20 protein-coding genes and 1 pseudogene are annotated in these 23,089 nt (G+C 69.0%); 4 read left to right on the top strand and 17 right to left on the bottom strand.

Features of this window, described 5'->3' with window-relative positions; genetic code table 11:
- From AC07NG_RS03930 to AC07NG_RS03900, 7 genes and pseudogenes are all read right to left on the bottom strand, one after another.
- A complete protein-coding gene (locus tag AC07NG_RS03930; RefSeq protein WP_494592313.1) occupies positions 1-1,029 on the bottom strand; it encodes a protein-glutamate methylesterase/protein-glutamine glutaminase in 1,029 nt (342 codons plus the stop codon).
- Between the two features lie 2 nt (positions 1,030-1,031).
- Positions 1,032-1,910 (bottom strand): CheR family methyltransferase, encoded by an 879-nt coding sequence (locus AC07NG_RS03925; RefSeq protein WP_487289007.1) that lies wholly within the window; start codon positions 1,908-1,910, stop codon positions 1,032-1,034.
- Complete coding sequence (locus tag AC07NG_RS03920; RefSeq protein ID WP_110118616.1) at positions 1,910-2,374, bottom strand: chemotaxis protein CheW; 465 nt, start codon at positions 2,372-2,374, stop codon at positions 1,910-1,912. Before AC07NG_RS03920 ends, AC07NG_RS03925 begins: the two co-directional genes overlap by 1 nt.
- A 4-nt stretch (positions 2,375-2,378) precedes the next feature.
- Entirely contained in the window at positions 2,379-4,697 is a 2,319-nt protein-coding gene (locus AC07NG_RS03915) for a chemotaxis protein CheA (RefSeq protein ID WP_492854275.1), read from the bottom strand.
- A 57-nt stretch (positions 4,698-4,754) separates the two neighbouring features.
- Entirely contained in the window at positions 4,755-5,120 is a 366-nt protein-coding gene (locus AC07NG_RS03910; protein ID WP_058347355.1) for a response regulator, read from the bottom strand.
- The gene (locus AC07NG_RS03905; RefSeq protein ID WP_370443997.1) at positions 5,117-5,401 is read right to left on the bottom strand and encodes an STAS domain-containing protein; all 285 of its coding nucleotides are present in this window, start codon (positions 5,399-5,401) and stop codon (positions 5,117-5,119) included. The genes AC07NG_RS03910 and AC07NG_RS03905 overlap by 4 nt, the downstream gene beginning before the upstream one ends.
- Positions 5,401-7,418, bottom strand: a pseudogene (locus AC07NG_RS03900) (methyl-accepting chemotaxis protein). Before AC07NG_RS03900 ends, AC07NG_RS03905 begins: the two are co-directional and overlap by 1 nt.
- A 301-nt stretch (positions 7,419-7,719) precedes the next feature.
- Between AC07NG_RS03900 and AC07NG_RS03895 the strand changes: the two are divergent.
- Positions 7,720-8,031, top strand: a complete 312-nt coding sequence (locus AC07NG_RS03895) for a hypothetical protein (protein WP_110118619.1) — start codon at positions 7,720-7,722, stop codon at positions 8,029-8,031.
- Positions 8,032-8,282: 251 nt separating this feature from the next.
- Here AC07NG_RS03895 and AC07NG_RS03890 read toward each other — a convergent pair whose 3' ends face one another.
- From AC07NG_RS03890 to AC07NG_RS03870, 5 genes are all read right to left on the bottom strand, one after another.
- Positions 8,283-9,872, bottom strand: coding sequence for a methyl-accepting chemotaxis protein (locus AC07NG_RS03890; protein WP_492854274.1), 1,590 nt, complete (start codon positions 9,870-9,872; stop codon positions 8,283-8,285).
- Positions 9,873-9,992: 120 nt separating this feature from the next.
- Positions 9,993-11,141: an acyl-CoA dehydrogenase family protein gene (locus AC07NG_RS03885; protein ID WP_110118620.1), complete on the bottom strand. Its 1,149-nt coding sequence runs from the start codon at positions 11,139-11,141 to the stop codon at positions 9,993-9,995.
- A gap of 84 nt (positions 11,142-11,225) precedes the next feature.
- Entirely contained in the window at positions 11,226-13,481 is a 2,256-nt protein-coding gene (locus AC07NG_RS03880; protein ID WP_494592307.1) for a S8 family peptidase, read from the bottom strand.
- Between the two features lie 33 nt (positions 13,482-13,514).
- Complete coding sequence (locus AC07NG_RS03875) at positions 13,515-14,933, bottom strand: amino acid permease (RefSeq protein WP_492854271.1); 1,419 nt, start codon at positions 14,931-14,933, stop codon at positions 13,515-13,517.
- 157 nt (positions 14,934-15,090) lie between these two features.
- Positions 15,091-15,354, bottom strand: coding sequence for a DUF6356 family protein (locus AC07NG_RS03870; protein WP_494592305.1), 264 nt, complete (start codon positions 15,352-15,354; stop codon positions 15,091-15,093).
- A gap of 124 nt (positions 15,355-15,478) precedes the next feature.
- Between AC07NG_RS03870 and AC07NG_RS03865 the strand changes: the two genes are divergently transcribed.
- Positions 15,479-15,943 carry an Lrp/AsnC family transcriptional regulator gene (locus tag AC07NG_RS03865; RefSeq protein ID WP_494592303.1) on the top strand — a complete coding sequence of 155 codons (465 nt, stop codon included), beginning with the start codon at positions 15,479-15,481 and terminating at the stop codon, positions 15,941-15,943.
- Positions 15,944-16,060: 117 nt separating this feature from the next.
- Here AC07NG_RS03865 and AC07NG_RS03860 read toward each other — a convergent pair whose 3' ends face one another.
- Positions 16,061-16,690, bottom strand: coding sequence for a TetR/AcrR family transcriptional regulator (locus AC07NG_RS03860; protein ID WP_110118625.1), 630 nt, complete (start codon positions 16,688-16,690; stop codon positions 16,061-16,063).
- A gap of 310 nt (positions 16,691-17,000) precedes the next feature.
- Here AC07NG_RS03860 and AC07NG_RS03855 point away from each other — a divergent pair, with 310 nt between their 5' ends.
- Both AC07NG_RS03855 and AC07NG_RS03850 read left to right on the top strand, forming a co-directional pair.
- Positions 17,001-17,825 carry a UDP-2,3-diacylglucosamine diphosphatase gene (locus tag AC07NG_RS03855; protein ID WP_110118626.1) on the top strand — a complete coding sequence of 275 codons (825 nt, stop codon included), beginning with the start codon at positions 17,001-17,003 and terminating at the stop codon, positions 17,823-17,825.
- Positions 17,825-18,916, top strand: coding sequence for a glycosyltransferase family 4 protein (locus AC07NG_RS03850; protein ID WP_492854268.1), 1,092 nt, complete (start codon positions 17,825-17,827; stop codon positions 18,914-18,916). The genes AC07NG_RS03855 and AC07NG_RS03850 overlap by 1 nt, the downstream gene beginning before the upstream one ends.
- 11 nt (positions 18,917-18,927) lie before the next feature.
- Here the strand turns inward: AC07NG_RS03850 and AC07NG_RS03845 are convergent, their stop codons facing one another.
- From AC07NG_RS03845 to AC07NG_RS03830, 4 genes are all read right to left on the bottom strand, one after another.
- The gene (locus AC07NG_RS03845; RefSeq protein WP_494592300.1) at positions 18,928-19,638 is read right to left on the bottom strand and encodes a hypothetical protein; all 711 of its coding nucleotides are present in this window, start codon (positions 19,636-19,638) and stop codon (positions 18,928-18,930) included.
- A 77-nt stretch (positions 19,639-19,715) separates the two neighbouring features.
- Positions 19,716-20,525 carry a TIGR02281 family clan AA aspartic protease gene (locus AC07NG_RS03840; protein ID WP_494592298.1) on the bottom strand — a complete coding sequence of 270 codons (810 nt, stop codon included), beginning with the start codon at positions 20,523-20,525 and terminating at the stop codon, positions 19,716-19,718.
- A gap of 37 nt (positions 20,526-20,562) precedes the next feature.
- Positions 20,563-21,870: a hemolysin family protein gene (locus AC07NG_RS03835; protein WP_110118628.1), complete on the bottom strand. Its 1,308-nt coding sequence runs from the start codon at positions 21,868-21,870 to the stop codon at positions 20,563-20,565.
- 166 nt (positions 21,871-22,036) lie between these two features.
- Positions 22,037-23,080, bottom strand: a complete 1,044-nt coding sequence (locus AC07NG_RS03830; RefSeq protein ID WP_494592296.1) for a substrate-binding domain-containing protein — start codon at positions 23,078-23,080, stop codon at positions 22,037-22,039.
- Positions 23,081-23,089 lie beyond the last annotated feature (9 nt).

Here is a 23,089-nt window from a genome sequence, read left to right as displayed (position 1 = left end):
CTATCGCCTCGCGGAGGCTAGATCGAGAATGGATTGGCCGATGGAGGACAGGGAAACCTGCTTCTCCACGGCCCCGAGTTCAAAGGCGGCGCGAGGCATGCCGTAGACGACGCAGCTGGCCTCGTCCTGGCCCACCGTGCGGGCGCCGGCCTGACGCATCTGCAGCAGGCCCTGGGCGCCGTCGCGGCCCATGCCGGTCAGGATCGCGCCCACGGCCTTGTCGCCGACGGCCTGGGCCACCGAGCGGAACAGCACGTCGACCGAAGGGCGGTGGCCGCTGACCGGGTCGCCGGCCGTCAGGCGGCAGCGCAGGCCGGCCGAGCGGACGACTTCCAGGTGCGTGGCGCCGCCCGGGGCGACATAGACCTTGCCGACTTCCAGCAGCGCGCCGTCGGTGGCTTCCTGCACCTTGGCCCCGCTGGCGCGGTCGAGGCGCGCGGCGAAGCTGGCGGTGAAGGTCGCCGGCATGTGCTGGGTGATGACCGTCGGCGGGCAGGTCTCGGGAAACTGGGTCAGGATCGACAGCAGGGCTTCCACCCCGCCGGTCGACGAGCCGATGGCCACCACGTCGCCGGTCGGCACGTAGGCGCCGCGGCGAACCGGGGTCGGGGCGGCGTCGGCCTTGGTGCGCACCGAGGCGCGGGCCGCGGTCTTCACCTTATCAGCGACTTCTGCGAGCGCTTCAGCGGTGCCGGTGGCCGTGGTCGGCTTGCCGACGCAGTCGACGGCGCCCAGCTCCAGCGCGCGCAGGGTCATCTCGGCCCCGGCCTGGGTCAGGCTGGAGACCATGACCACCGGCATCGGCCGCAGGCGCATGATCTTCTCGAGGAACTCGATGCCGTTCATGTTCGGCATCTCGATGTCGAGGGTCACGACGTCCGGGTTCAGGGCCTTGATCATGCCCCGGGCCTCGAACGGGTCGCCGGCGGCGCCGACCACCTCGATCTCGGAGTCGCGGTTGAGGGCGGCCGTGATCAGGCCGCGCATGGTCGCCGAGTCGTCGACGACGAGGACGCGAATCTTGGCCATGCTCAGACCCCCGTCTTGCGATAGGCGGTCAGGCCGCAGCTCTCGAAGCCGCGCACATTGGCGCCGACGCGTTCGGAGTGGCCCACATAGAGCTTGCCGCCCTGCGCCAGCAGAGGCTGGAAGCGGCTCCAGACCCGCTCCTGGGTCGGTTCATCGAAATAGATCACGACATTCCGGCAGAAGATGGCGTCGAACGGCCCCTTCATCGGCCAGGACGGGCCGTTGAGGTTCAGTTCGCGGAAAGCGACCAGGCGGCGGGCGGCCTCGCAGACGCGATAGGCCCGGCGGTCATTCGAATCGCGCTCGAAGAACTGGCCCCGCTGAGCTGGCGAAATGCCTTCCAGCAGGTGTTCGTCGTAGACGGCCTGACGGCCGGTCGCGAGCACGTTGGTGTCGATGTCGGTGCCCAGGATGCGGATGTCGAGCTCGGCCGCGTTGGGCCAAACCGACAGCACCGTGAAGGCCATCGAATAGGGTTCCTGGCCCGACGAGCTGGCGGCGGACCACAGGCGCAGGCGGCGGCCGGCGCGCACCTGGTCGGCGATCGGCTCCAGGATGTTGGCGCGCAGGTCGTCGAAGTGGTGCGGCTCGCGGAAGAAGCGGGTGACGTTGGTCGTCAGGGCCCGCAGCATTTCCTGGCTCTCGTCGTGACCCTGTTCGCTGGTCACGAAGGCGCAGTACTCCTTGAACGACCGCAGGCCCAGGGCGCGCAGGCGCTTGGCCAGGCGCGAATAGACCAGCGTGGCCTTGGTGTCCGGCAGGCTGATGCCGGCCATGCCGTAGAGGATCTCGGCGATACGCTTGAAGTCCTGGGTGGTGAAGGCGAACTCGCCGTCGACCAGGGCCTCGCGCCGATCAGTGGAGGAGGGAGCGAAGGTCATCAGGCGGCCAGGGCCTCGCGCTCGGGCAGCAGGCGATCGAGCGAAATCTCGCTGATCATCCGGCCGTCGATGGAAATGATGCCGCGGATGAAGTTGCGCACCATGTCGCAAGCCAGATCCGGGGTCGGTTGAACGAGATCGTCGGTGATCGACAGGATGTCCGACACCGCGTCGACCAGCATGCCGATCATGCGGTCGCCCGCCTTGACCACGATGAACACGCTGCGGACGGTCGGCTCGACCATCGGCATGCCCAGGCGGCAGGCCAGGTCCATGATCGGCAGCACCGCGCCGCGCAGATTGATGACGCCGCGCATGTAGCCGGGCGACTGCGGAAGCGTCGTGGCCGGGCTCCAGCCGCGAATCTCGCGGACAGCCATTATGTCCACGCAATATTCCTGGTCGCCGACCCGGAAGGAGATCAGTTCCCGGCGCTCGCCCGTGGTGATGATTTCTTCGGTCATCGGGTTACTCCGCGGCGATCAGAGTGGGTTCGACGGGGCGGGGCGGTTCGCGACGGCGCAGGCTGATCACCGCGTCGACGTCGAGGATGAGGGCCACGCGGCCGTCGCCCAGGATCGTCGCGGCGGCCACGCCGTCGACCTGCTGGTAGTTCTGCTCCAGCGACTTGATGACCACCTGGCGCTGACCGTGGATGGCGTCGGCCACCAGGGCGGCGCGCGAGCCGTCCTCGCCCTCGACCAGCAGCACCACGCCTTCGGTCGGCGGCGGCGAGCTGTCGCGATAGCCGAGGGTCAGGCCGACGTCGATCAGCGGCACGAAGCTGTCGCGGACGGCCAGCACGGCGCCGACCGGGCCCAGCGGGCGAACTTCTTCCGGCTTGGGACGCAGGCTCTCGACGATGGCGGCCAGCGGCACCACCAGGGTCTCGCCGGCAACGTCGACCACCATGCCGTCGAGGACGGCCAGGGTCAGCGGCAGGCTGAGGCTGAAGGTCGAGCCATGGCCCGGACGCGAGGTGATCGAGATGCGGCCGCCCAGGGCCTGCACCGAGCGCTTGACCACGTCCATGCCGACGCCGCGGCCCGAGACGTCCGAGATCTTGTCGGCGGTCGAGAAGCCCGGGAGGAAGATCAGGTTGTCGATCTCCTCGTCGGTCAGCTGCAGCTCCGGCGAGATCAGGCCCTTCTTGATCGCGATCGAGTGGACGCGCTCGCGGTTGATGCCCTTGCCGTCGTCGGAGACCTCGATGACGATCCGGCCGCTGCGGTGCAGGGCGGCCAGGCGCACGACGCCTTCCGGATTCTTGCCGGCCGCCTTGCGCTCCTCGGGGCTTTCCAGCCCGTGGTCGATGGCGTTGCGCAGCATGTGGGTGATCGGGTCGGACAGACGCTCGATGACCGTCTTGTCGACCTCGGTGTTCTCGCCGTCCATCACCAGACGGGCCTGCTTGCCCGTCATGCTGGCGACTTCGCGGACCAGGCGCGGCATGCGCTGGAACACCGACTTCACCGGCTGGGCGCGGATGGCCATGACGCTGTCCTGGATCTCGCGCGTCAGCTGTTCCAGCTCGTCGAGGCCCATGGCCAGGTTGGAGGACGGGGCGATGCCGTATTCGCCGACGCGCTGCGCCAGCATGGCCTGGTTGATGACCAGCTCGCCGACCAGGTCGATCAGGCGGTCGATGCGCTCCGGGTCGACGCGGATGACCGACTGGCCCGGACCCGGGACGTCGATCTGCTGGGTCTTGGCGGCGGCGGCCGGAGCAGCAGCCGGAGCCGCGGCGGCCACGGGGGCCGGAGCGACGGGCGCGGCGACCGGGGCCGGGGCGGCCTCGACGACCGGCGCGACGGCGACCGGCTCGGGCGCGGCTTCGACCAGCGCGGGTTCGAAGGTTTCGATGACCGGAGCGGCCTCGATCACCGCCGGCGCGGGGGCCGGAGCCGAACCGGCCAGCAGGGCGGCCAGGGCGTCGTCGGACGCCACGGCTTCGCCGCGGGTGATTTCCAGGTCGCAGTCGCCGTCGACGAATTCGAAGACTTCGCGGATGGCGTTCTCGTCTTCGTCGGTCTCCAGGCGGACGGTCCAGGTCGCGTAGGCGGCCTCGGCGTCCAGCTGGTCCAGCGGCGGGATGGCGCTGGCGTCCAGCGTGGCCTCGATCGGGCCCAGGCGCGCCAGTTCGCGCAGCAGCAGGGCGGTCTCGTTGGCCTTGCGGTAGAGGTCCGATTTCGGACGGATCGACACCGTCCAGACGTTGCCGGCCGCGGCGGCGACGTCGGCCGCCTGCTCGTCGATGGTGATCGTCATCGGCTGGAAGTCGAAGCCGAGGTCGTCATCGTCCAGGGCGTCGTCGGCCCCGATCAGAGCCGGCGCGGCGGCTTCCACCACCGGCGCGTCCGCTTCAACCACGACCGGCGCGGCGGCGGGAGCCGGCGCGGCGTTCGGGTCGGTGCAGGCCTTCAGCTCGGCGGCCATCGAGGCCGAGACGGCCTCGTCGACGTCGCCCAGCCCGCGGGCCGAGCTGACGTGATCGGCCAGCACGTCCGAGGCGCGCAGCAGAGTCACCACCAGGTCCGGGGTCGCAGGCACCTCGTTGGAGCGCACGGCGTCGAGCAGGGTCTCGAACACGTGGGCGAAGCGGACCAACGGCTCGAGGCCGAAGGCGCCGGCGCCCCCCTTGATCGAGTGGACGGCGCGGAACACGGCGTTGACGGTGTCGCCATCGTCGTTGCCGTCCTGCATGGCCAGGAGCCCGCCTTCGAGGTCGGCGAGCAATTCCTCGCATTCCTGGAAGAAGGTGACCTTGATGGCCTCTAACTCGTCCATTCCAACGTTCCTAAAACGAGAGAGTCTTCAGTACCCGAGACGAAAAGAAGAGAGACGTCAGGCCGCGACGCGGCGGATGGCGTCGACCAGCTTCTCGGGGTTGAACGGCTTGACGATCCAGCCCGTGGCGCCGGCGCGGCGCGCGCGGTCCTTCTTGGCGGGGTCGCTTTCGGTGGTGAGCACCAGGATCGGGATGGCGCGATAGTCGTCGTCGACCCGCACCGCCTCGATGAAGCCGAAGCCGTCGAGCTTGGGCATGTTGATGTCGGTGATGATTACGTCGGGGCGATGGGCCGAAAGAACTTCCAGCCCGTGCTCGCCGTCGACAGCTTCGACGACGTTGAACCCGGCGCCGGCGAGGGCCATGCGAAGCATGTCCCGCATCGTCCGGGAATCATCGACCGTGAGGACCGTCCGCGTCACGATTGAACTCCATGGATATCCGCCGAGAGAAGCGCCCCTTCGGCGCCGAATAGACGGGTGGTTTCGACAAAGGCCTCCGAAGGGGCCCGGATAGAGAAGGACTTTCCGTCCGCCGCCCAGGCGGTCTTGGCCGCGAGCAGCACCTGCAGGCACAGGCCGCCGAGGCGCCGGACGTTGCCGGCCTCGACCTCGACCGCCTCGCCGCGGCGTTCCAGGAACGCCGCCTTGAGGGGGCCCGACGCCTTCAGATCAAGCGTCTCGGGCAGCGAAAGGACAGTCATCAAAACTCCTCCCAGCCGTCGCTGACCGGGGCGGCCGCTGCGGCGGCTCCGCCACGGCCAGGCCGGGCGAAGGCGCCGAGCCGGGCGCGTTGCTCGGCGACGGGGTTGCGGGCCGGCGAGTCGACATGAGCGTCGGCTTCGCGCGGGCGTTCAAAGCGTTGGGTAGAACCCTCACCCACTCGGAAGCGACCGATCAGGCGCACCAGCTCCGCGGTCTCGCCCTTCAGCGAGTGCGTCGCGGCGGTCGATTCCTCGACCATGGCGGCGTTCTGTTGGGTCACCTGATCCATCTGGTTGACGGCGGTGTTCACTTCGTTGAGGCCGGTCGCCTGCTCGGCCGCCGAGGCGGCGATCTCGGTGACCAGGGCGTCGATCTCGCCGACCTTCACCACGATCCGCTGCAGGGCTTCCCCGGTCTGGCCGACCAGGCTCACCCCGGCAGAGACCTGCTGGGTCGACGACGAGATCAGGGTCTTGATCTCCTTGGCGGCCTCGGCCGAGCGCTGGGCGAGCGCGCGGACTTCCTGAGCGACGACAGCGAAACCACGTCCCGCTTCGCCCGCCCGGGCGGCCTCCACCCCGGCGTTGAGCGCCAGGAGGTTGGTCTGGAAGGCGATCTCGTCGATCACGCCGATGATCTGGCTGATCTGCTTGGAGGAGTTTTCGATTTCGCCCATCGCGGACACTGCCTGATGGACGACCTGACCGGAATGCGTCGCTTCGCCACGGGTGGTCGAAACCACGTCCGAGGCCTGGCGGGCGCCCGAGGCCGTGCGGCGCACGGTGGCGGTCAGCTCGTCGAGGGCGGCGGCGGTCTCTTCCAGGCTGGCGGCCTGTTGCTCGGTGCGGCGCGAGAGGTCGTCGGAGGCGTGGGCGATCTCGTCGGCGCCGGTGCGCAGGCCGTCGGTCGAGGCCGCGATGACCTTCACCGTGTCCTGCAGCTGGGCGATGGCGCCGTTGAAGTCGTCCTTGAGCTTGGCGTACTCGCCCGGGAAGGCGGCGGTGACGCGGAAGGTCAGGTCGCCCGAGGCCAGGCGCTCCAGGCCCTCGGCCAGCGAGCTGACGACCAGGGCGCTCTCGCGGGCGGCGGCCGCGGCGGCCTCCTCCTTGGCGCGGCGCTCGTCGGCGGTCAGGGCGGCGGTCTTCTCCTGCTCGGCGCGCAGCTGCTCGAGATGCAGCTGGTTGTCGCGGAAGACCTTCAGCGAGCGCACGATGGCGCCCAGTTCGTCACCGCGAGTCAGGCGCTCCAGGTCGATGGTGTTTTCACCCTTCGACAGCTTCTCGGTGGCGCCGGCGATGTCGCCGATCGACTTGCGGACGTTCATCACCGTCAGGAAGGCCAGCGCGGCCACCGAGGCCAGGGTGATCAGCGAGAGGATGACCGTGATGCTGATCGCGGCGGCGGCCTCGGCCTGCTTCTTGGCGGCCTGGGCGACGACGCGGGTGTTGGCCGCGGCCACCACCTGGTCCAGCTGGGTGGTCATCTTGGCGTATTGTTCTTCGAACGGCGCGATGAAGCCGACGGCCATGTTGAAGTCGACGCCGATCATGCCGCTCACCGTGTCGATGGCGCTGCGGCATTCCTCGAGCGACTTGATCAGCTCGGCGATCTTCGGCTGCTCGCTGGCCGGCAGCTTGCCCTTCAGAGCCCCCAGCTCCTTCTTGACCGACTCGGTCTCGGCCAGGACGGCGGCCATGCGGGCGTCGTTCTTGTCGACGTCGATGTTGCCGGCCTTGTGGGTCATCACGGTGTAGAGTTCACCGTTGATGTTCGAGATGCGCTTGGAGAGCTTCTGGATCTCCATGTTCTGGGCCATGTCGTTCTCAACGACCTGGCGCAGCGCGGCGGACTGGCTCTTCTGGATCATGATCGCCCCGCCGGCCATCAAGGCCAGCATCACCAGGGCGAAAGCCGGTGCGAAGCCGATTTTTATGATCAACGGCAGATCGACTAGTCGAAAGCGCTTCATCTCGAGATCCCCTCCAAGCGACGGCCGTGCCCACGGACCGCCTGCAATGAGGTCGGATCATCACGATAGATTCCTAATAGTTCCTGACTTTGGTTAAGAACGATGGCCGCACCTTGTCGCACCCCCTCCCCGCCGCCGGTGCGCAGGCGCGTTTCGCGCGCGTTTTGAGTCTAGAGACGGGCAATTGCGGCGACATGGCGCCAGCCGCAAGTCACCTTGGTTATCGACAAGTAAATATCGATTATTCTTCGCTGACTCAGACTATCTTAACTCGCGGCTGCGAGAAGGTGCAGGCGTCCGGTTGGCGCAACGTCCATCGGACGAAGAAAAAATACTAGGAGCAGCGGGATGAAATATCCGATCGCTATTGCCGCGGGAATCGCCGGCAGCTTTTTCGTCGCTCAGGCCGCTTCGGCCGCTGGCGGCTTCGAAGATCAAATGGGCCGTTGCCTGCAGCAATTCGCCAACACCAAGGACGCCGCCCAGGTGATGCTTGAGTGCACCGCCGACGCCGGCAAGCTCTCGGCTTGCAAGGTCGTCGACAACAGCGCGGCCGGCAAGGGCTTCGACAAGGCCGCCATGTGCATCGCTGAAAAGCTGCCGATGGGCGCCAAGACCGGCACCGTGAAGGTTCCGTTCCGCTTCCCGGGCGGCGCGTAAGACTTACGCGCCCACCCAACGGGGGTCCAAGCGCCTCCGCTGGTCCAGGCCGGCGTCTCCCAGACGGGAAACGCCACGGCCGGACCGGCGGGGGCGTTTTGCTGTTTGAACACCTGCGCCCAAAGACTAGACAACCGCCGCCCAAGAAAAAGGCCCGCCTTGCAGGGCGGGCCAGGGTCTAGGAGGGAGAACGCAACGAAGAAATATCCGGAGCGCGCTACGCTACGCCGCGCCCGGTCACCGACAAAAACTCAGTATTCTTCCCAGTCCTGGTCGATCGCGACGGCGGTCGAGCCGCGCGAGACCACCGCGCCGGGACGGGACGCCACGCGGGCGGCCGCGGGCGGACGCGGCGCGGGCCGCGCGACCGGAGCCGGAGCCGCCTGGCGAGAGGTCTTGAAGCCGCCGATCAGGCGCGTCAGCTCGGCCGACTGGCCTTTCAGGGAATGGGTGGCGGCCGTGGTCTGCTCGACCATGGCGGCGTTCTGCTGGGTGACCTGGTCCATCTGGTTCACGGCGATGTTGACCTGGGCCAGGCCGCTGGACTGTTCCTGGGCCGAGGACGAGATCTCGCCCACCAGGCCGTCGATCTCGCCGACCTTGTCGACGATGCCCCGCAGGGCCTCGCCGGTCTGGCCGACCAGGGCGACGCCAGCCTCGACCTGCTTGGACGAGGCGCCGATCAGGGTCTTGATCTCCTTGGCCGCTTCGGCCGAGCGCTGGGCCAGGGCCCGCACTTCCGAGGCCACCACCGCGAAGCCCTTGCCCGCGTCGCCCGCCCGCGCGGCTTCGACGCCCGCATTCAAGGCCAGAAGGTTGGTCTGGAAGGCGATCTCGTCGATCACCCCGATGATGTTGCTGATCTCGCGCGAGCTGGTCTCGATCTCGCCCATGGCGGCGACCGCGTCGTTGACAACCACGCCCGAGCGCTCGGCCTCGGTCTTGGCGCCGGCCACCACGTCGGAGGCCTTGCGGGCCCCGGCGGCCGAACGCTTCACCGTGGCGGTGATCTCATCGAGGGCGGCGGCGGTCTCTTCCAGGCTGGCGGCCTGCTGTTCGGTGCGACGCGACAGGTCGTCGGCGGCGACGCCGATCTCGTCGGCGCCCATGCGGATGCCGTCGCTGGCCTGGGTCACGGCGGCCATCGCCTCCTCCAGCGTCGCCACGGCGGCGTTGAAGTCGCCCTTCAGCTTCTGGAAGTCGGCGGCGACCTCGATGTCGAGGCGCGAGGCCAGGTCGCCCTCGGCCAGGCGGGCGAGGGCCTCGCCCAGCGCCTGAACCGCCACGGCCTGGCTGCGCTCGTTGGCCTGGCGCACCTCTTCGAGGCGCTTGCGCTCGTTCTCGATAGTCTCGAGATAGATCGAGATGGCGAAGTCCATGTCGAGCATCACGGCCTTGATCAGGGCCGAGACGGCGTCGCCGGCCTTGTCGGCGCCGTCGCCCTTGGCCATGAAGCCCTTGGGCCAGGCCTCCTTGATCGCCGCCCGCGCCAGGTGCTCGCTGACCAGGGCGTAGCCGCCGATGTACCAGCGCGGCTCCAGGCCGATGCGGGCGTGGGTCTCGCCGATGGTGCGCACGGCCTTGACGTAGGTGTCGCTGAACTCGGCCTGGGCGATCACGCCCCAGTGCGACTTCTGGCGCGAGCCGGCCGCGTCCATGTGGCGCTCGTCGCCGAAGAACTTGCGGGTCTCCGGCGTCGCCTTGACCTTGTCGTAGAAGCCGGCCAGCGCCGGGCCGATCTCGCGCTCGATGAGTGGACGCAGCGCCCGCAGAGACGCCCGGGCCCGGTCATCCAGGCCCATGAACGCGACGCGGTCATTCAGTGCGTAGTCCTGGCTCATCTGCCGCATCCCCGGTCTTGAATATCGGGGTTAAATCTCACGACTGATGGTTAATGGCAGCACAACTTTTCCCGTTATGAGCGCGTCATACCGCCGCACTCTCGTCGGATGTGCTTGCGGCTATCCGCCGCGACGCAGGGTTTCTCTGGCGATGACCAGTTGCTGGATCTGGCTGGTGCCCTCGTAGATCCGGAAAATCCGGACATCTCTGTAAAGACGCTCGATGCCGTAGTCGGCGACATAGCCGGCGCCGCCGAAGATCTGCACCGCCCGGTCGGCCACCCGTCCGACCATCTCAGAGGCGAACAGCTTGGCGGCGGCCGCCTCCAGGGTCACGCCCTCGCCCGCATCGCGCTTGCGGGCGGTCTCCAGCACCAGGGCCTTGGCGGCCAGGGCCTCGGTCTTGCTGTCGGCCAGCATCGCCTGGATCAGCTGGAAGCTCGCGATCGGCTGGCCGAACTGCTTGCGCTCGGAGGCGTAGGCCACGCAGTCGGCGATCAGCCGCTCGGCGACCCCCGTGCAGACGGCGGCGATGTGCAGGCGGCCGCGATCGAGCACCTGCATGGCGACCTTGAAGCCCTCGCCTTCCGCGCCCAGCCGGTTCTCGACCGGAACCCGCACGTTGTCGAAGGTGACGTCGTGGATGTGGGCGCCCTGCTGGCCCATCTTCTTCTCGGCCTTGCCCACGTGCAGGCCCGGCAAACCGGCTTCGACCAGGAAGGCCGACACGCCCGAGCCGCCCTTGGCCTCGGGGTTGGTGCGGGCCATCACCGTGAACAGCGAGGCCTTGCCGGCGTTGGTGATGAAGCGCTTGGTCCCGTTCAGCACATAGGCGTCGCCGTCCAGCGTGGCGCGGGTCTGCACGGCGGCGCTGTCGGAGCCGGCCTCGGGCTCGGTCAGGGCGAAGCTGGTGACGGTCTCGCCCGAGGCTATGCCCGGCAGCCATTTGGCCTTCTGGGCCTCGGAGCCGAACATCACCAGGCCCTGGCTGCCGATGCCGACATTGGTGCCGAACACCGAGCGGAAGGCCGGCGAAGCGCGGCCCAGCTCGATCGCCACCAGCGCCTCGTCCTCCATGGACAGGCCAAGCCCGCCGTATTCCTCGGGGATCGACAGGCCGAAGAGGCCCAGATCGCGCATCTCGGCGATCACGCCTTCGGGCACCGCGTCGTTCTCGGCCACCTGGGCCTCGATCGGCCGCAACCGTTCGGCCACGAAGCGGGCGACCATCTCGAGCAGCTGGTCGCGGGTTTCGCGGTCGAGGGCCATGGCGGTTCCTTCCTGTCAGTCGTCGCGTCAAACGATCGTTTTATTCGCCGACTGTACCCGCCGCTCGCGGGAATGGAAGAGCCGTCAGAAGCGGGCCCGATAGGTGGCCGCCAGGTTCAGTTCCGGATCGGCCGAGGCGTCGTGTCCCGGCTGCAGGGCCACGCCGCCACGCACGCTGATCCGCCGCTCGCCGCCCAGCGACCGCTCCATGCCCAGCCGCAGGTCGATCTCGCGCCCGTCGGGCGAGGCGCTGAAGCGGCGGGTCGAGTAGGTCAGCGGGTCGTCGTATGACAGCGGCGCGTCGGCCAGGGTGGCGGTGAACCGGCCGCGCTCGACGCGCAGGGGCTGGCTGACCTCGAAGGTCAGCAGGGCGCAGGACCAGCCGATCAGGTCGCAGTCGGCGGCCGCCATCAGCCGCCAGGCGCCGCTGACCGCGCCGTCCAGGCCCAGCAGCCCGCCCTGGGCCGACATCCGCCCCATCGAGGCCTCGGCCCGCAGGCTGACCCCGGGACGCGGCGACAGGTCGAAGGCGGCGGCGGTGAAGCGGGTCGAGGTCGGCAGGGCGAAGGTCGAGCCCGGCGCCAAGAACGAACCCAGCGGGCCGAGCGGCTCGTCCAGAGTCCCGGCGGTGACGCTGAGCACGCCGCCGGCGAGCGCGGTCTGGCCGGTGGCCGCGACGTAGCTGGAGGCCTTGATCTCCGTGGTCTGCATCGGGCGGCGGCGCACGGCCTCGCCTTGCTCGGCGCTGAAGGCGAAGCGGCCCAGGCGCACAGCGGCCTGCACCGTCTGATCGGGATGCGCGACGAGGCGGAAGGCGTCGCGGCCCTCCGGACCGGCCGGGGCCGGCGCGCCGCCCTCGCCCTTCCAGGTCGAGAAGCTGAACCGGCCGAACGCCGCCTGCATCCGCGCCGAGCGCATGGGCTGGGGCCCCAGCAGCATGTCCGGCGCGCTGGCGTTGGGCGTCGGCTCGAACAGCGGCGCCTCGGCGCTGAAGGCCAGTTGGGCCCCGCCCAGGCTCGGGCCGCCCAGCACCACGGCGCTGGAGGCGGTCGGCGGCGGCAGGTCGCCCACGCCCCGGCGCGACGCACCTGGCACGGAGCCTGCCAGGTCGACCACGAAGCGGCGGTGATAATCGTCGGTCAGCACCGTGCTCAGAGCGTCGGTGCGCGCAAGGGCCTGGCCGAACGGACCGGCGAGGCTGGTCCCGGGCTCGTTGGCGTCGAGCGCGACCGATTCGCCCTCGCCCACGGCCAGGCTGCTGGTCCCCACCGGCTGGAAGGCGCGGGTCAGATCCAGCGAGCCGCGACCATAGGTGCTGTCGGTCCCGGTCGTCCCGAGGTCGGCGGCCGTGCGTAGCAGGATCGAGACCGCGTCGCGGCCGGAGATGTTGGGGAAGGCCTGCAGCAGCAGGGCCAGGGCCCCGGCCACGTGCGGAGCCGAGAACGAGGTGCCCGAGATCCGCCAGCAGCTGCCGGCCGTGTCGCAGTCGGTGATCACCTGGTCGCCCGGGGCGACGATGTAGCCGTTGGCCGCCACCCCGGCCTTGTTGGAGAAGCTGGCCAGGGTTCCGCTCTGCGACAGGGCCCCGACGGCCAGCAGCGCGCCTTGGTAGCGGGTGTCGACGGCGTAGCGCGCCGGCCAGCCCGGATCGGCCTCGCCTTCGTTGCCGGCCGAGGCGGCGATGACGACGCCGGCGGCCGTGGCCCGAGCCAGAGCCGCCTCGAAGGTCGCGCCCAGCGGCGTGTCGCCACCGAGAGACAGGTTGATCACCTTGGCGCCGTTGGCGACCGCGTAGTCGATCGAGCGCGCCAGGTTGCTGGAGGTGAAGATGCACTCTTCGCAGTCGGGATCGGTCGAGGCGGTGTCGGCGCGGATCGACAGGATGGTCGAGCCGTAGGCCACGCCGATCGTGCCCGTCCCGTTGAAGTTGGAGGCGATGATCCCGGCCACCCTGGTGCCGTGGCGGTCGGCGTTGGCCAGCTCGTTGCGGCCGGTGACGATGTCGGTCGAGGCGGCCGACACCCGGCCGGCCAGGTCGGCCTGGGATTGATCGACGCCGGTGTCGACCACGGCCACCGTGATCCCCGCGCCGGTGTAGCCGGCGTCATAGGCGGTGTTGGCGCGGATAGCGGCCAGGCCCCAGCTGCGCGTGTATTCGGCGCTGGTGACGCTGGGCGGAGGCGGCGGGGGTGGAGGCGGCGCGGGCGGCGTGACCGGCGTCGTCACGCCCGTCGAAGGAGCGCCCCCCCCGCCGCCTCCACCGCAGCCCGTGACCAGGAGCGCGCCGCCCATGACCAGGGCGACAGGCCAGATGCGCAGGATACGGTCGAAGCCGGTCATCAGAACCCCTCCAGCCCGTCCCCGCGCCCGAGCTTACACCGTCGGCGGCGAGCCTTTCGCGAGGACACTGCGGCGCACGCCGTAAACGAAATATATCAGCAAGCCCACAATCTGCGCGCAGAGGAAATAAAGCTGCGTCTTGGCCGGCAGGCTGGCGAACAGATAGAGGCAGCCGAGGATCGCGCCCGAGGCCACGACCGGCCAGGCCGGGACCGAGAACACCCGCGGGCGGTTCGGCTCGCGCCGGCGCAGCACGATCACCGAGGCGCCGACGGCGATGAAGGCGGCCAGGGTGCCGGCGTTGGCCAGCTCGGCGATCTCCTTCAGCGGCAGCAGGCCCGACAGGAAGGCCGACAGCAGGCCGGTCAGCAGGGTCATCAGCACCGGCGTGCCGGTCTTGGCGTTGACCCGGGCCAGGGCGCGCGGCAGCAGGCCGTCGCGGGCCATGACGAAGAAGATCCGGCTCTGGCCGTACATGAAGGCCAGGATCACGGTCGGCAGGGCGACGACGGCGGCCAGGGCGACGATCTGGGCCACCTTCGGGTGCTTGAGGCTCTCCAGGATGAACACCAGCGGCGCTTCGCTGGCCGAGAACACCTCGGTGCGCGAGGCCCCGATCGAGACGGCGGCGACCACCATGTAGATCAGCGTACAGGCGGCCATCGAACCGACGATGCCGATGGTCAGGTCGCGCTTGGGGTTCTTGGTCTCCTCGGCGGCGGTCGACACCGCGTCGAAGCCGTAGAAGGCGAAGAAGATCAGGCTGGCGGCGGCCATGACGCCGACCTTGACCCCGTCGGGGCCAGGCGTGGCGGCGAAGCCCTTGGGCATGAACGGGGTGAAGTGGCTGGCGTCGAAGGCCGGCAGGCAGAGGGCGACGAAGATGGCCAGGGCGGCGATCTTGATCACCACCAGCACCATGTTGACCGTGGCGCTCTCGCGGGTGCCGAGCGCCAGCAGGCCGGCGACCGCCATCGAGATGATCACGGCCGGCAGGTTGACGATGCCGCCGGCGTGCGGACCGGCCAGCAGGAACTCGGGCGTGCCGATCATCCGGAACAGCCCCTGGGCGTGAGCCGACCAGCCCACCGCCACGGCGGCGCAGACCAGGGTGTATTCGAGGATCAGGCTCCAGCCGATCACCCAGGCCACCGGCTCGCCCATGGCGACATAGCTGTAGGTGTAGGCGCTGCCCGAGGCAGGAATCATGGTCGACAGCTCGGCGTAGCAGAGCGCCGCGCAGGCGCAGACCGCGCCGGCGATCAGGAACGACAGGATCACGCCCGGCCCGGCCAGGCCCGCGCCCACGCCGGTCAGGGTGTAGATGCCGGTGCCGACGATGGCGCCGACGCCCAGGGCCACCAGGTGCGGCCAGCTCAGGGTCTTCTTCAGCTCATGGCCGCCATGGCCCGCCGCCCCGTCGATCGCCTTGCGGCGCGTCCAGAAACTCATGCTCGTCCTCCCGACTGCCGGGCGACCATGGCTGGGGATCGGCGCCCCGCCAAGAGGGCGGACCGCAAAGACGACATATCTTCGGCCGCGCCGCGAAATCGCGCCTTCCACGGACGAAACGCCGGAAAAGGCCCGGATCGACCGAAGGATCGTCGGATCAGATCGCGGCGTCGAACGCCTGGTAGCCGATCGGGCCGCTGGCGGGAGCGCTATGCATCTGGGCCCCGCGCCCCTTCATCCGCGCATGCAGGCGCTTCACGCAGTCGCTGCCGGTGCGTTCGAACAGGAAGGGCAGCAGGCCGTGAACCAGGCAGGCCAGGCCCGCGGCGACCATCGGCAGGCCGAAGCTCCAGGCCATGGCGAAATGCTCGCCATAGGTTTCGCCGACCTGGCGCGGGTGGCGGGTGAACAGCGCGAACATCAAAGGTCCCCTTGCTTCGATGGAGGACGCCAGGATGCGGCGCGCCGGCGAGAAAGGCATTGTCGAACTTCGGGCGAACGCGCAGGTTTGGAGAACTTCAATCTCCAGATTCCGAAATTGAGAGATGATCGATCTCGATTCCATCGACCGCCGCCTGCTCGCCATCCTGCAGGAGGACGCCACCGTCTCGATCGCCGAGCTGGCCGAGCGGGTGGGCCTGTCCCAGACCCCGTGCTGGAAGCGGCTGAAGCGGCTGCAGGACACCGGCGTCATCACCGCCCGCGTCGCCCTGCTCGACCGCGAGGCCCTGGACGTCTCGCTGACGGTGTTCGTGGCGGTCAAGACCGGCCGCCACGACGAGGCCTGGCTCGAGACCTTCGCCAAGGGCGCTTCTGCCCTGCCCGAGGTGGTCGAGTTCTACCGGATGAGCGGCGAGGTCGACTATCTGCTGAAGGTGGTGGTCAAGGACATCGCCGCCTACGACCGCTTCTACAAACGCCTGATCGCCACCGCGCCGTTGAGCGACGTATCGTCGAGCTTCGCGATGGAACAGATCAAGTTCACGACGGCGCTGCCGATACCCTCGTAGCCGCTGCGCGGCCCCCTCAGTCGCTCTGCGACAGCTCCCCCAGAGGGGGAGCATCCGCGGCGTAAATCCTCCCCCTCTGGGGGAGGTGGCCCGGAGGGCCGGAGGGGGTCCTCACCGTCAGTCCGGCCACAGGTCCTGGATGTCGCCCTTGCGGTTGAGCATGTGCGTGGCGCGCTTGATCAGCATCAGCAGTCGCTCGCGGCGGCCTTCGCCGTCATAGGTCAGGGTGGTGCGGGCCAGGCCTTCGAGCATGAAGCGGGCGAGGTCGCGGCTGGCCTGGAAGCGCGGGCCGGCGCCGGCGTGCAGGATCTTCAGGAAGTGGTCGCCGGCCTGGGCGCGATCGAACTCGGCCTGGGCCGGGGCCAGCAGGGCCTGGATGGCCGGGTCGGTGCGGCCGGCGGCCTCCAGCTCGGCGAAGGCCAGGAAGGGCTCGCTCTGCAGCAGGTCCCAGTAGCTGTCGATGGCGTGCTCGGTGACGTCGGCCCCGGCCGGGATGCTGTCGGCGGCGGCGCGGAACAGGGCCGAGCGGGCGGCCTGGACGTGGGCCACGGCGGCCTCGACCAGGGCTTCGCGGGTCGGGAAATGATAGAGCATCGCCCCGCGCGTCAGGCCCGCGGCGTCGGCGATCACCGGGTTGGTGGCCGCGTGGTAGCCGGTCTCGGCGAACAGACGCATGGCGCAATCGAGAATCCGCGCGCGCGTCTTCAGCGATTTCGGCGTGTCCTTGGCGAGGCGGGCGGCGTCCATGGGCGTGATCTAGTGCGGAGCATGCTGCGCTGCAACAGCCGTTTTCCCAAAGAACACAAGGGATGAGGCCGGTGTCGCGCCGTCGCGGACGCGCCTGCCGCACGCGCAGGAACTGGTCGAAAGGGAGGCTGACCCTACGGCGCCTACCCTCGTTCGGCCACCACCGGGCGATTCGCCGCGCCCTCGAAGGACGCCGAACCCGGACGGTTTCATCAAAGCGACATGCAATCAGCTTATCCGCCACCCTCAGTTCTCGCTTGGGGAGCGGCCATCGCGGGGGCGAAGGCCGCACAGCGCTGGGGAGCCGGTCATGGCCGCCGAGATCGAAGTCCGCCGCTATCGCAGCATCTTCATCAGCGACATCCATCTGGGCACGCGCGGCTGTCAGGCCGAGCTGCTGCTCGACTTCATCCGCCACGTCGAATGCGACCGGCTGTATCTGGTCGGCGACATCATCGACGGCTGGAAGCTGCGCAGCGGCTGGTACTGGCCCCAGAGCCACAACGACGTGGTGCAGAAGATCCTGCGCCTGGCCCGCAAGGGCGTCGAGGTGATCTACGTGCCCGGCAACCACGACGATCGGGTCCGTGACTTCTGCGGCACCCACTTCGGCGGCGTGGTCGTGGCCCGCGACGTGATCCACGAAGCCGCCGACGGCAAGCGCTACCTGGTGGTCCACGGCGACGAGTTCGACGGCGTCGTGCAGCACGCCAAGTGGCTCGCCTTCCTCGGGGATTGGTCCTATAGAACCATCCTCATGCTGAACACCTTGCTCAACCGCGCGCGGCGGAGAATGGGGTTCGGATACTGGAGTCTCTCGGCCTATCTGAAGGTCAAGGTGAAGAACGCATTGCAGTTCATCGAGAACTTCGAGGCCGCCGTCGCCGACGAGGCTCGCCGTCGCGGCGTCGACGGCGTGATCTGCGGCCACATCCACAAGGCCGAGATGCGAGAGATCGACGGTATTCTTTACGTCAACGACGGCGACTGGGTTGAAAGCTGCACCGCTCTGGTGGAGCATATGGACGGCCAACTCGAAATCCTCGAATGGTCGAAGATGAGGTCCTGGTCGGTGATCGACCGGGCCCGGGCGCTCGCCGTCGAGCCCCCGTTGCCGGAGCCTGCCGCCGCCTGATGCGGATACTTCTCGCCACCGACGCATGGGAGCCGCAGGTCAACGGCGTGGTTCGGACCCTCACCAAGGTGATGGCCGAGCTTCGCGCCATGGGCCATGAGGTGGACGTGGTCAGCCCTGACCAGTTCCCCACCTTCCCGCTGCCCACCTATCCCGAGATCAAGCTCGCCATCGGCGCCTACGAGCCGGTGCAGGAGCGCTTCAAGTCGTTCGAGCCCGAGGCGATCCACATCGCCACCGAGGGTCCGATCGGCCTGGCCGCGCGCCGCATCTGCCTGGAGTGGAAGCTGCCGTTCACGACCAGCTACCACACGCGCTTTCCCGAGTACGTCTCGGCCCGCCTGCCGCTGCCGCTGGCGGCCGGCTACACCTACATGCGCTGGTTCCACAAGCCGTCGGGCCGCCTGATGGTGGCCACGCCGACCATGCGCGACGAGCTGGTGCGCCACGGCTTCCGCAACATCTCGCCCTGGTCGCGCGGCGTCGACACCGACGTCTTCAAGCCGCGCCTGCCGGGCGAGCCGGACCTGTTTGAGGGCCTGGCCCGACCGATCTTCCTCAATGTCGGCCGCGTGGCCGTCGAGAAGAACATCGAGGCCTTCGCCAGCCTCGACCTGCCGGGCACCAAGGTCGTCATCGGCGATGGTCCCCAGCGCGAGGAGCTGGCCGAGAAATATCCCGAGGTGAAGTTCCTGGGCGCCAAGTTCGGCGACGAACTGGCCCGCTACTTCGCCTGCGCCGACGTCTTCTGCTTCCCGTCGCTGACCGACACCTTCGGCCTAGTGATCCTGGAGGCCATGGCCGCCGGCGTGCCGGTGGCGGCCTTCTCGGCGCCCGGGCCCATCGACATCATCCCGGGCTCCGGCGCCGGCGTGCTGGCGCCCGGCCAGACCGACGGCCTGCGCGAGGCGTGCCTGGCCTGCCTCGACATCGACCACGCCACGGTGCGCAAGTTCGCCGAAGGCTTCTCGTGGCGCGCCTGCGCCGAGGAGTTCTTCAAGAACCTGCAGCCCTACCCCGAACCGGAAAAGACCCGCTTCTGGCGGCGGCTTCGGCGGCTGGCGCGGATCCGCCGGAAGACGGCGGCCTAGGGGCCCAGGCTCTATCGCTCCTCAGGCGACTTGGCCTCGCCCTCTTCACGGCGGTGGCGCTCCCAGGCCTTCACGGCCTGGCGCAGGTCGCCGCGCAGCCGGTCTCCGTTCTGCACCATAGCGAAGGCGGCCGCCCAAACCCCGGGGGACGATTGCGGGTCCGCCCCAGGCTGGACATAGGCGCCCGGCTTCAGCAGCAGCACATACTCCCGGCGCGGGTCGAGCGAGACGATGGTCGGCGAGAAATAGGGCGTCCCGCCGCTGCTATCGAACTCGTTGGCCTGCCGGCAGGCCGAGAGCGAAGACTTGGCCCGATATTCGGCGTTGAGCAGCACGCGCACGCCGGCCTCCGGCGCCACCTCGATCTCCTTGGTCGGCGCGCCGATCAGCGTCTCGACGACGGTGAAGGCGAGCGCGCCGCTGACGACGGGGGGATTGCCGTCCTGCCGGCAGGTGGCCGGATCGACGTCCTGGGACATCATCGCGCGGCACCAGGACAACGGCGGCGGACCGGGCCGGACCTTCGGCGCGCGCACCACGCCCATCCAGGTCGCTGTCTGGATTCCCTCGCCTAGCCGAAAGTAGTTCAGCTTGGTCTCCTGGGCCTCATCCGACAGCTCGCCGCAATAGAACACCCGGACCGCGGCCTTCACGGGCTCGGCGGCAGCCTGACTGGAAAGGGCCAGGACCGTCACCACTAAGAGGCTGGACAGCTTGATCATGCGCTCAGATTAGTAGCGAGCACTCACTTACACAACCTTGAATGTTTGACCGCCGGATGATGCGCGCCAAGACAGCGCTACTCCCGCCACCTCAGGATCAGCACCCCGTCGCGGACCTCGTAGGACTCCAGGGTGTCGAGGAAGCTCATGCCCAGCAGGGAGCCGCCCATCGGGGCCTTGTTGACGTCCATGGTGAAGTCCTTGCGGACGATCGGGCCGATGGCCAGGCGATCGGCGGTCCAGACCGCGCCGTAGCCCAGGCCGTTGGCGGTCTCGGCGGTCTGGTCGTAGTTCAGGGTCTCGATCGGCACGCCGATGCGCTGGGCGTCGGCGGGGCTGAGCACGGTGTGGCTGGCGCCGGTGTCGACCATGAACGGCACCCGCTGGCCGTTGACCTCGCCGATGATGACGAAGGCGCCGCCGGCGTTCTTGGCCACGCGCAGTTCCCGCTCGCCCGTCGTCACCGGCGCGCCGACATTCAGCGCCATCAGAAGGCGCTGCGGCGCCTCGGCCAGTTCGGCCCGGTAGAGATAGCCCATGCCCAGGACGGCGGCGATCACCAGCCACAGGGCCACGAAACCGACGCCCCGGAGGGCCTCGCGCCGGGTCGCCCGCAGCAGCGCGCCCGAGAACAGCACGATCGCGCCGCCCCACATCAGGATGTAGGTACGGTCGTAGCCGTCCCGCGGTCCCCAGGGCGCGAAGCGGCCCAGCAGGACGAGCACCGCCACGATGCCGCCAGCCAGCAGCGCCCAGGCCAGCCAGCGCCGCCAGGACGGCCGCGACGGCCCTTCCGGCTTGGCGACCTTAGCGACTTTGGCGGCCTTGGCGGGCGCGACCTCGGTTTCCGGCGGCGGCTCGACGCCCCAGGGTCCCGGCTGGCTCATCTGACTATCCCCCGCGTCTTCCCCTCGCGCCCGACGCTCAGTCCTCGTTGTCCTCGCGGCGCTTGCCGGGCTTGAGGATGACCTTGTCGATGCGCGAGCCGTCCATGTCGACGATCTCGACGTCGAACGCCCCCAGGTGAAGGATCTCGCCCTCGGCCGGGATGCGGCCCAGGCGGTCGAGGATCAGGCCGGCCACGGTGTGGTAGCCGCCCTCGGCCTCGAAGTTCTCGCCCAGGGCGTCGTTGAGCTCCTGGATGTCGAGGCGGGCGTCGACCAGCCAGCTGCCGTCCTCGCGGCGCAGGATGCGGCGTTCGCCCTCGTCGTGATCCTCGGGGAAGTCGCCGGCGATCATCTCCAGCAGGTCCAGCGGCGTGATCACGCCCTGCACCGAGCCGAACTCGTCGACCACCAGGGCCATGTGCAGCGAGGTCTGCTTGAAGACGGCCATGGCGCGCAGCAGCGACATGGTCTCGGGGATGGCGATCGGCTGCTGGATATGGGCGCGCAGGTCCAGCGGCTCGCCGCCCAGGCAGGAGTCCAGCAGGTCCTTCTTCAGCACCACGCCGATCTCGCCGTCGAGGTCGCCTTCCAGGGCCACGACGATGCGCGAATAGGGGCACTCGCGGACCTCGGCCTGCACGGCCTCGGGCTCGTCCGACAGCGAGATCCAGTAGAGGTCGCGGCGCGGGGTCATGGCCACGCGCACCGGACGGTCGCCCAGGCGCAGCACCTCCTGGATCATGGTGCGCTCTTCCGGCTCGATCAGGCCGGCGTCGGCGCCTTCGGCCAGCACGGTCTCGACCTCTTCGGAGGTGATGCCGCTGTTGCGCTCGTCGCGCACGCCCATCAGCTTGAGGATGGCCGCCGTCGAGACGGTCAGCAGGGTGACGAACGGGCGCAGCATCGTGGCCACGAAGGCCAGGAACGGGGCCATGGCGCGGGCGATGGTGTCGGGAAAGATCAGGGCCAGGCGCTTGGGCACCAACTCGCCCAGGATCACCGACACGTAGGTCAGGCCGATGACGACGATGGTGGTGGCGATCGCCTCGGAGTGCGGGCCGATCACCGGCATCGGCTCCAGCCACTTGTCCAGCGCGCCGGCGATCGTCGCCTGGCCGTAGGCGCCGGCCAGGATGCCGATCAGGGTGATGCCGACCTGCACGGCCGAGAGGAAGCGGGTTGGATGTTCGGCGAGGGAGAGGGCGATCTTGGCGCCGCGGTCTCCCCGGTCGGCCTGGCTCTGCAGTCTGGCCCGCCGCGCGGAGACCACCGCGAGTTCGGACATGGCGAAGACCCCGTTCAACAGAACGAGGAACAGAACGACGGCGAGCGCGAGGAGTATCATTGTCCCTAGGGGCAAGTGACGCGGCGCCGGACGGCGGCCACGGCCCAGACTTTCTTGACGCGGCGCGGGCGGACCGGAGGACACTATACAAAAGAAAACGCCGCGGCCCATAGGACCGCGGCGCAATCTTCGGTCGCGCGGCGAAAACCGCGCTTATCCGGGCCGATTAAGCGGCCGGACGCGGCATCGTGGCCTTCTTGGCGACGACGTCCTTCTGGGCCTGGTGCTGGCCCGGGGGCAGCGGGATCAGACCGCGGCCCTGCAGGTAGCCGCCGCGGCCCGTGGCGGCGTCGGAGGTGAACTCCTTCAGGAAGTCTTCCAGGCCCGGCGTGACGCCGATGTTGGCCTTCTTGACGTAGATGAACAGCGAGCGCGACAGCGGGTAGGAGCCGTCGGCGATCGTCTGGGCCGAAGGACGCACGCCGTTGATGGTCGCGCCCTTGATCTTGTCCATGTTCTCTTCGAGGTACGACCAGCCGAAGACGCCCAGCGAGCCCGGGGTCTTGGTCAGGGTGCCGACGATGGCGTTGTCGTTTTCGCCGGCGTCGATCCAGCCGTCGTTACGCAGCGGGTCGACCAGTTGCTTGAACTTCTTTTCGTTGTCCGAGCGGATGGCGTCGGCGGTCGGGAACTTGCGGGCGCCGGCTTCGATGGCCAGTTCCACGAAGGCGTCGCGGGTGCCCGAGGTGGGCGGCGGGCCGTAGACTTGGATGCGGTTGCCCGGCAGGCCGGCGCCGACGTCGTCCCAGCTGTTGTACGGGTTGGCGACGAACTGGCCGCCCTTCAGCACGGTCTTGGCCAGGCCGAGATAGAGGTGCTCGGTCTTGAAGTTGTAGTCGGCGCCGTCCTTGTCGGTGGCGACCACGATGCCGTCGAAGCCGATCTTGATCTGGATGATGTCCTTGACGCCCTTGGCGGCGCACTGGTCGAACTCGGCCTTCTTCATCGGACGCGAGGCGTTGGCGATGTCCGGGAAGCCTTCACCCAGGCCGCCGCAGAACAGCTTGATGCCGCCGCCGGTGCCCAGGCTCTCGACCTTCGGGGCCTTCTTGCCGGTCTTCTTGGCGAAGTTTTCGGCGGTGCGGGTGGCGAACGGGAACACGGTCGACGAACCGGCGGCCCAGACGTAGTCGCGGGCGGCGTTGGCGGGGACGGCGGCCAGGCCCGACAGGGCGACGGCGGCGGCCGCGCAGGACAGGAGCTTTTTCATCGGAAATTC

It is taken from the genome of Caulobacter sp. GW821-FHT10C03, from assembly GCF_059415485.1.
Note: the sequence above shows the minus strand (reverse complement) of the source record. Positions and strands in the feature narration are given on the sequence as shown.

Bases quoted from the DNA above. Each gene is read 5' to 3' on its own strand.
- AC07NG_RS03905 (WP_370443997.1), bottom strand. From the start codon at position 5,401: ATGACTGTCCTTTCGCTGCCCGAGACGCTTGATCTGAAGGCGTCGGGC.
- AC07NG_RS03835 (WP_110118628.1), bottom strand. From the start codon at position 21,870: ATGATACTCCTCGCGCTCGCCGTCGTTCTGTTCCTCGTTCTGTTGAAC.
- AC07NG_RS03925 (WP_487289007.1), bottom strand. From the start codon at position 1,910: ATGACCTTCGCTCCCTCCTCCACTGATCGGCGCGAGGCCCTGGTCGAC.
- AC07NG_RS03830 (WP_494592296.1), bottom strand. From the start codon at position 23,080: ATGAAAAAGCTCCTGTCCTGCGCGGCCGCCGCCGTCGCCCTGTCGGGC.
- AC07NG_RS03920 (WP_110118616.1), bottom strand. From the start codon at position 2,374: ATGACCGAAGAAATCATCACCACGGGCGAGCGCCGGGAACTGATCTCC.
- AC07NG_RS03845 (WP_494592300.1), bottom strand. From the start codon at position 19,638: ATGATCAAGCTGTCCAGCCTCTTAGTGGTGACGGTCCTGGCCCTTTCC.
- AC07NG_RS03885 (WP_110118620.1), bottom strand. From the start codon at position 11,141: ATGGCCCTCGACCGCGAAACCCGCGACCAGCTGCTCGAGATGGTCGCC.
- AC07NG_RS03855 (WP_110118626.1), top strand. From the start codon at position 17,001: ATGGCCGCCGAGATCGAAGTCCGCCGCTATCGCAGCATCTTCATCAGC.
- AC07NG_RS03865 (WP_494592303.1), top strand. From the start codon at position 15,479: ATGATCGATCTCGATTCCATCGACCGCCGCCTGCTCGCCATCCTGCAG.
- AC07NG_RS03915 (WP_492854275.1), bottom strand. From the start codon at position 4,697: ATGGACGAGTTAGAGGCCATCAAGGTCACCTTCTTCCAGGAATGCGAG.
- AC07NG_RS03880 (WP_494592307.1), bottom strand. From the start codon at position 13,481: ATGACCGGCTTCGACCGTATCCTGCGCATCTGGCCTGTCGCCCTGGTC.
- AC07NG_RS03850 (WP_492854268.1), top strand. From the start codon at position 17,825: ATGCGGATACTTCTCGCCACCGACGCATGGGAGCCGCAGGTCAACGGC.
- AC07NG_RS03930 (WP_494592313.1), bottom strand. From the start codon at position 1,029: ATGGCCAAGATTCGCGTCCTCGTCGTCGACGACTCGGCGACCATGCGC.
- AC07NG_RS03895 (WP_110118619.1), top strand. From the start codon at position 7,720: ATGAAATATCCGATCGCTATTGCCGCGGGAATCGCCGGCAGCTTTTTC.
- AC07NG_RS03840 (WP_494592298.1), bottom strand. From the start codon at position 20,525: ATGAGCCAGCCGGGACCCTGGGGCGTCGAGCCGCCGCCGGAAACCGAG.
- AC07NG_RS03870 (WP_494592305.1), bottom strand. From the start codon at position 15,354: ATGTTCGCGCTGTTCACCCGCCACCCGCGCCAGGTCGGCGAAACCTAT.
- AC07NG_RS03875 (WP_492854271.1), bottom strand. From the start codon at position 14,933: ATGAGTTTCTGGACGCGCCGCAAGGCGATCGACGGGGCGGCGGGCCAT.
- AC07NG_RS03890 (WP_492854274.1), bottom strand. From the start codon at position 9,872: ATGAGCCAGGACTACGCACTGAATGACCGCGTCGCGTTCATGGGCCTG.
- AC07NG_RS03860 (WP_110118625.1), bottom strand. From the start codon at position 16,690: ATGGACGCCGCCCGCCTCGCCAAGGACACGCCGAAATCGCTGAAGACG.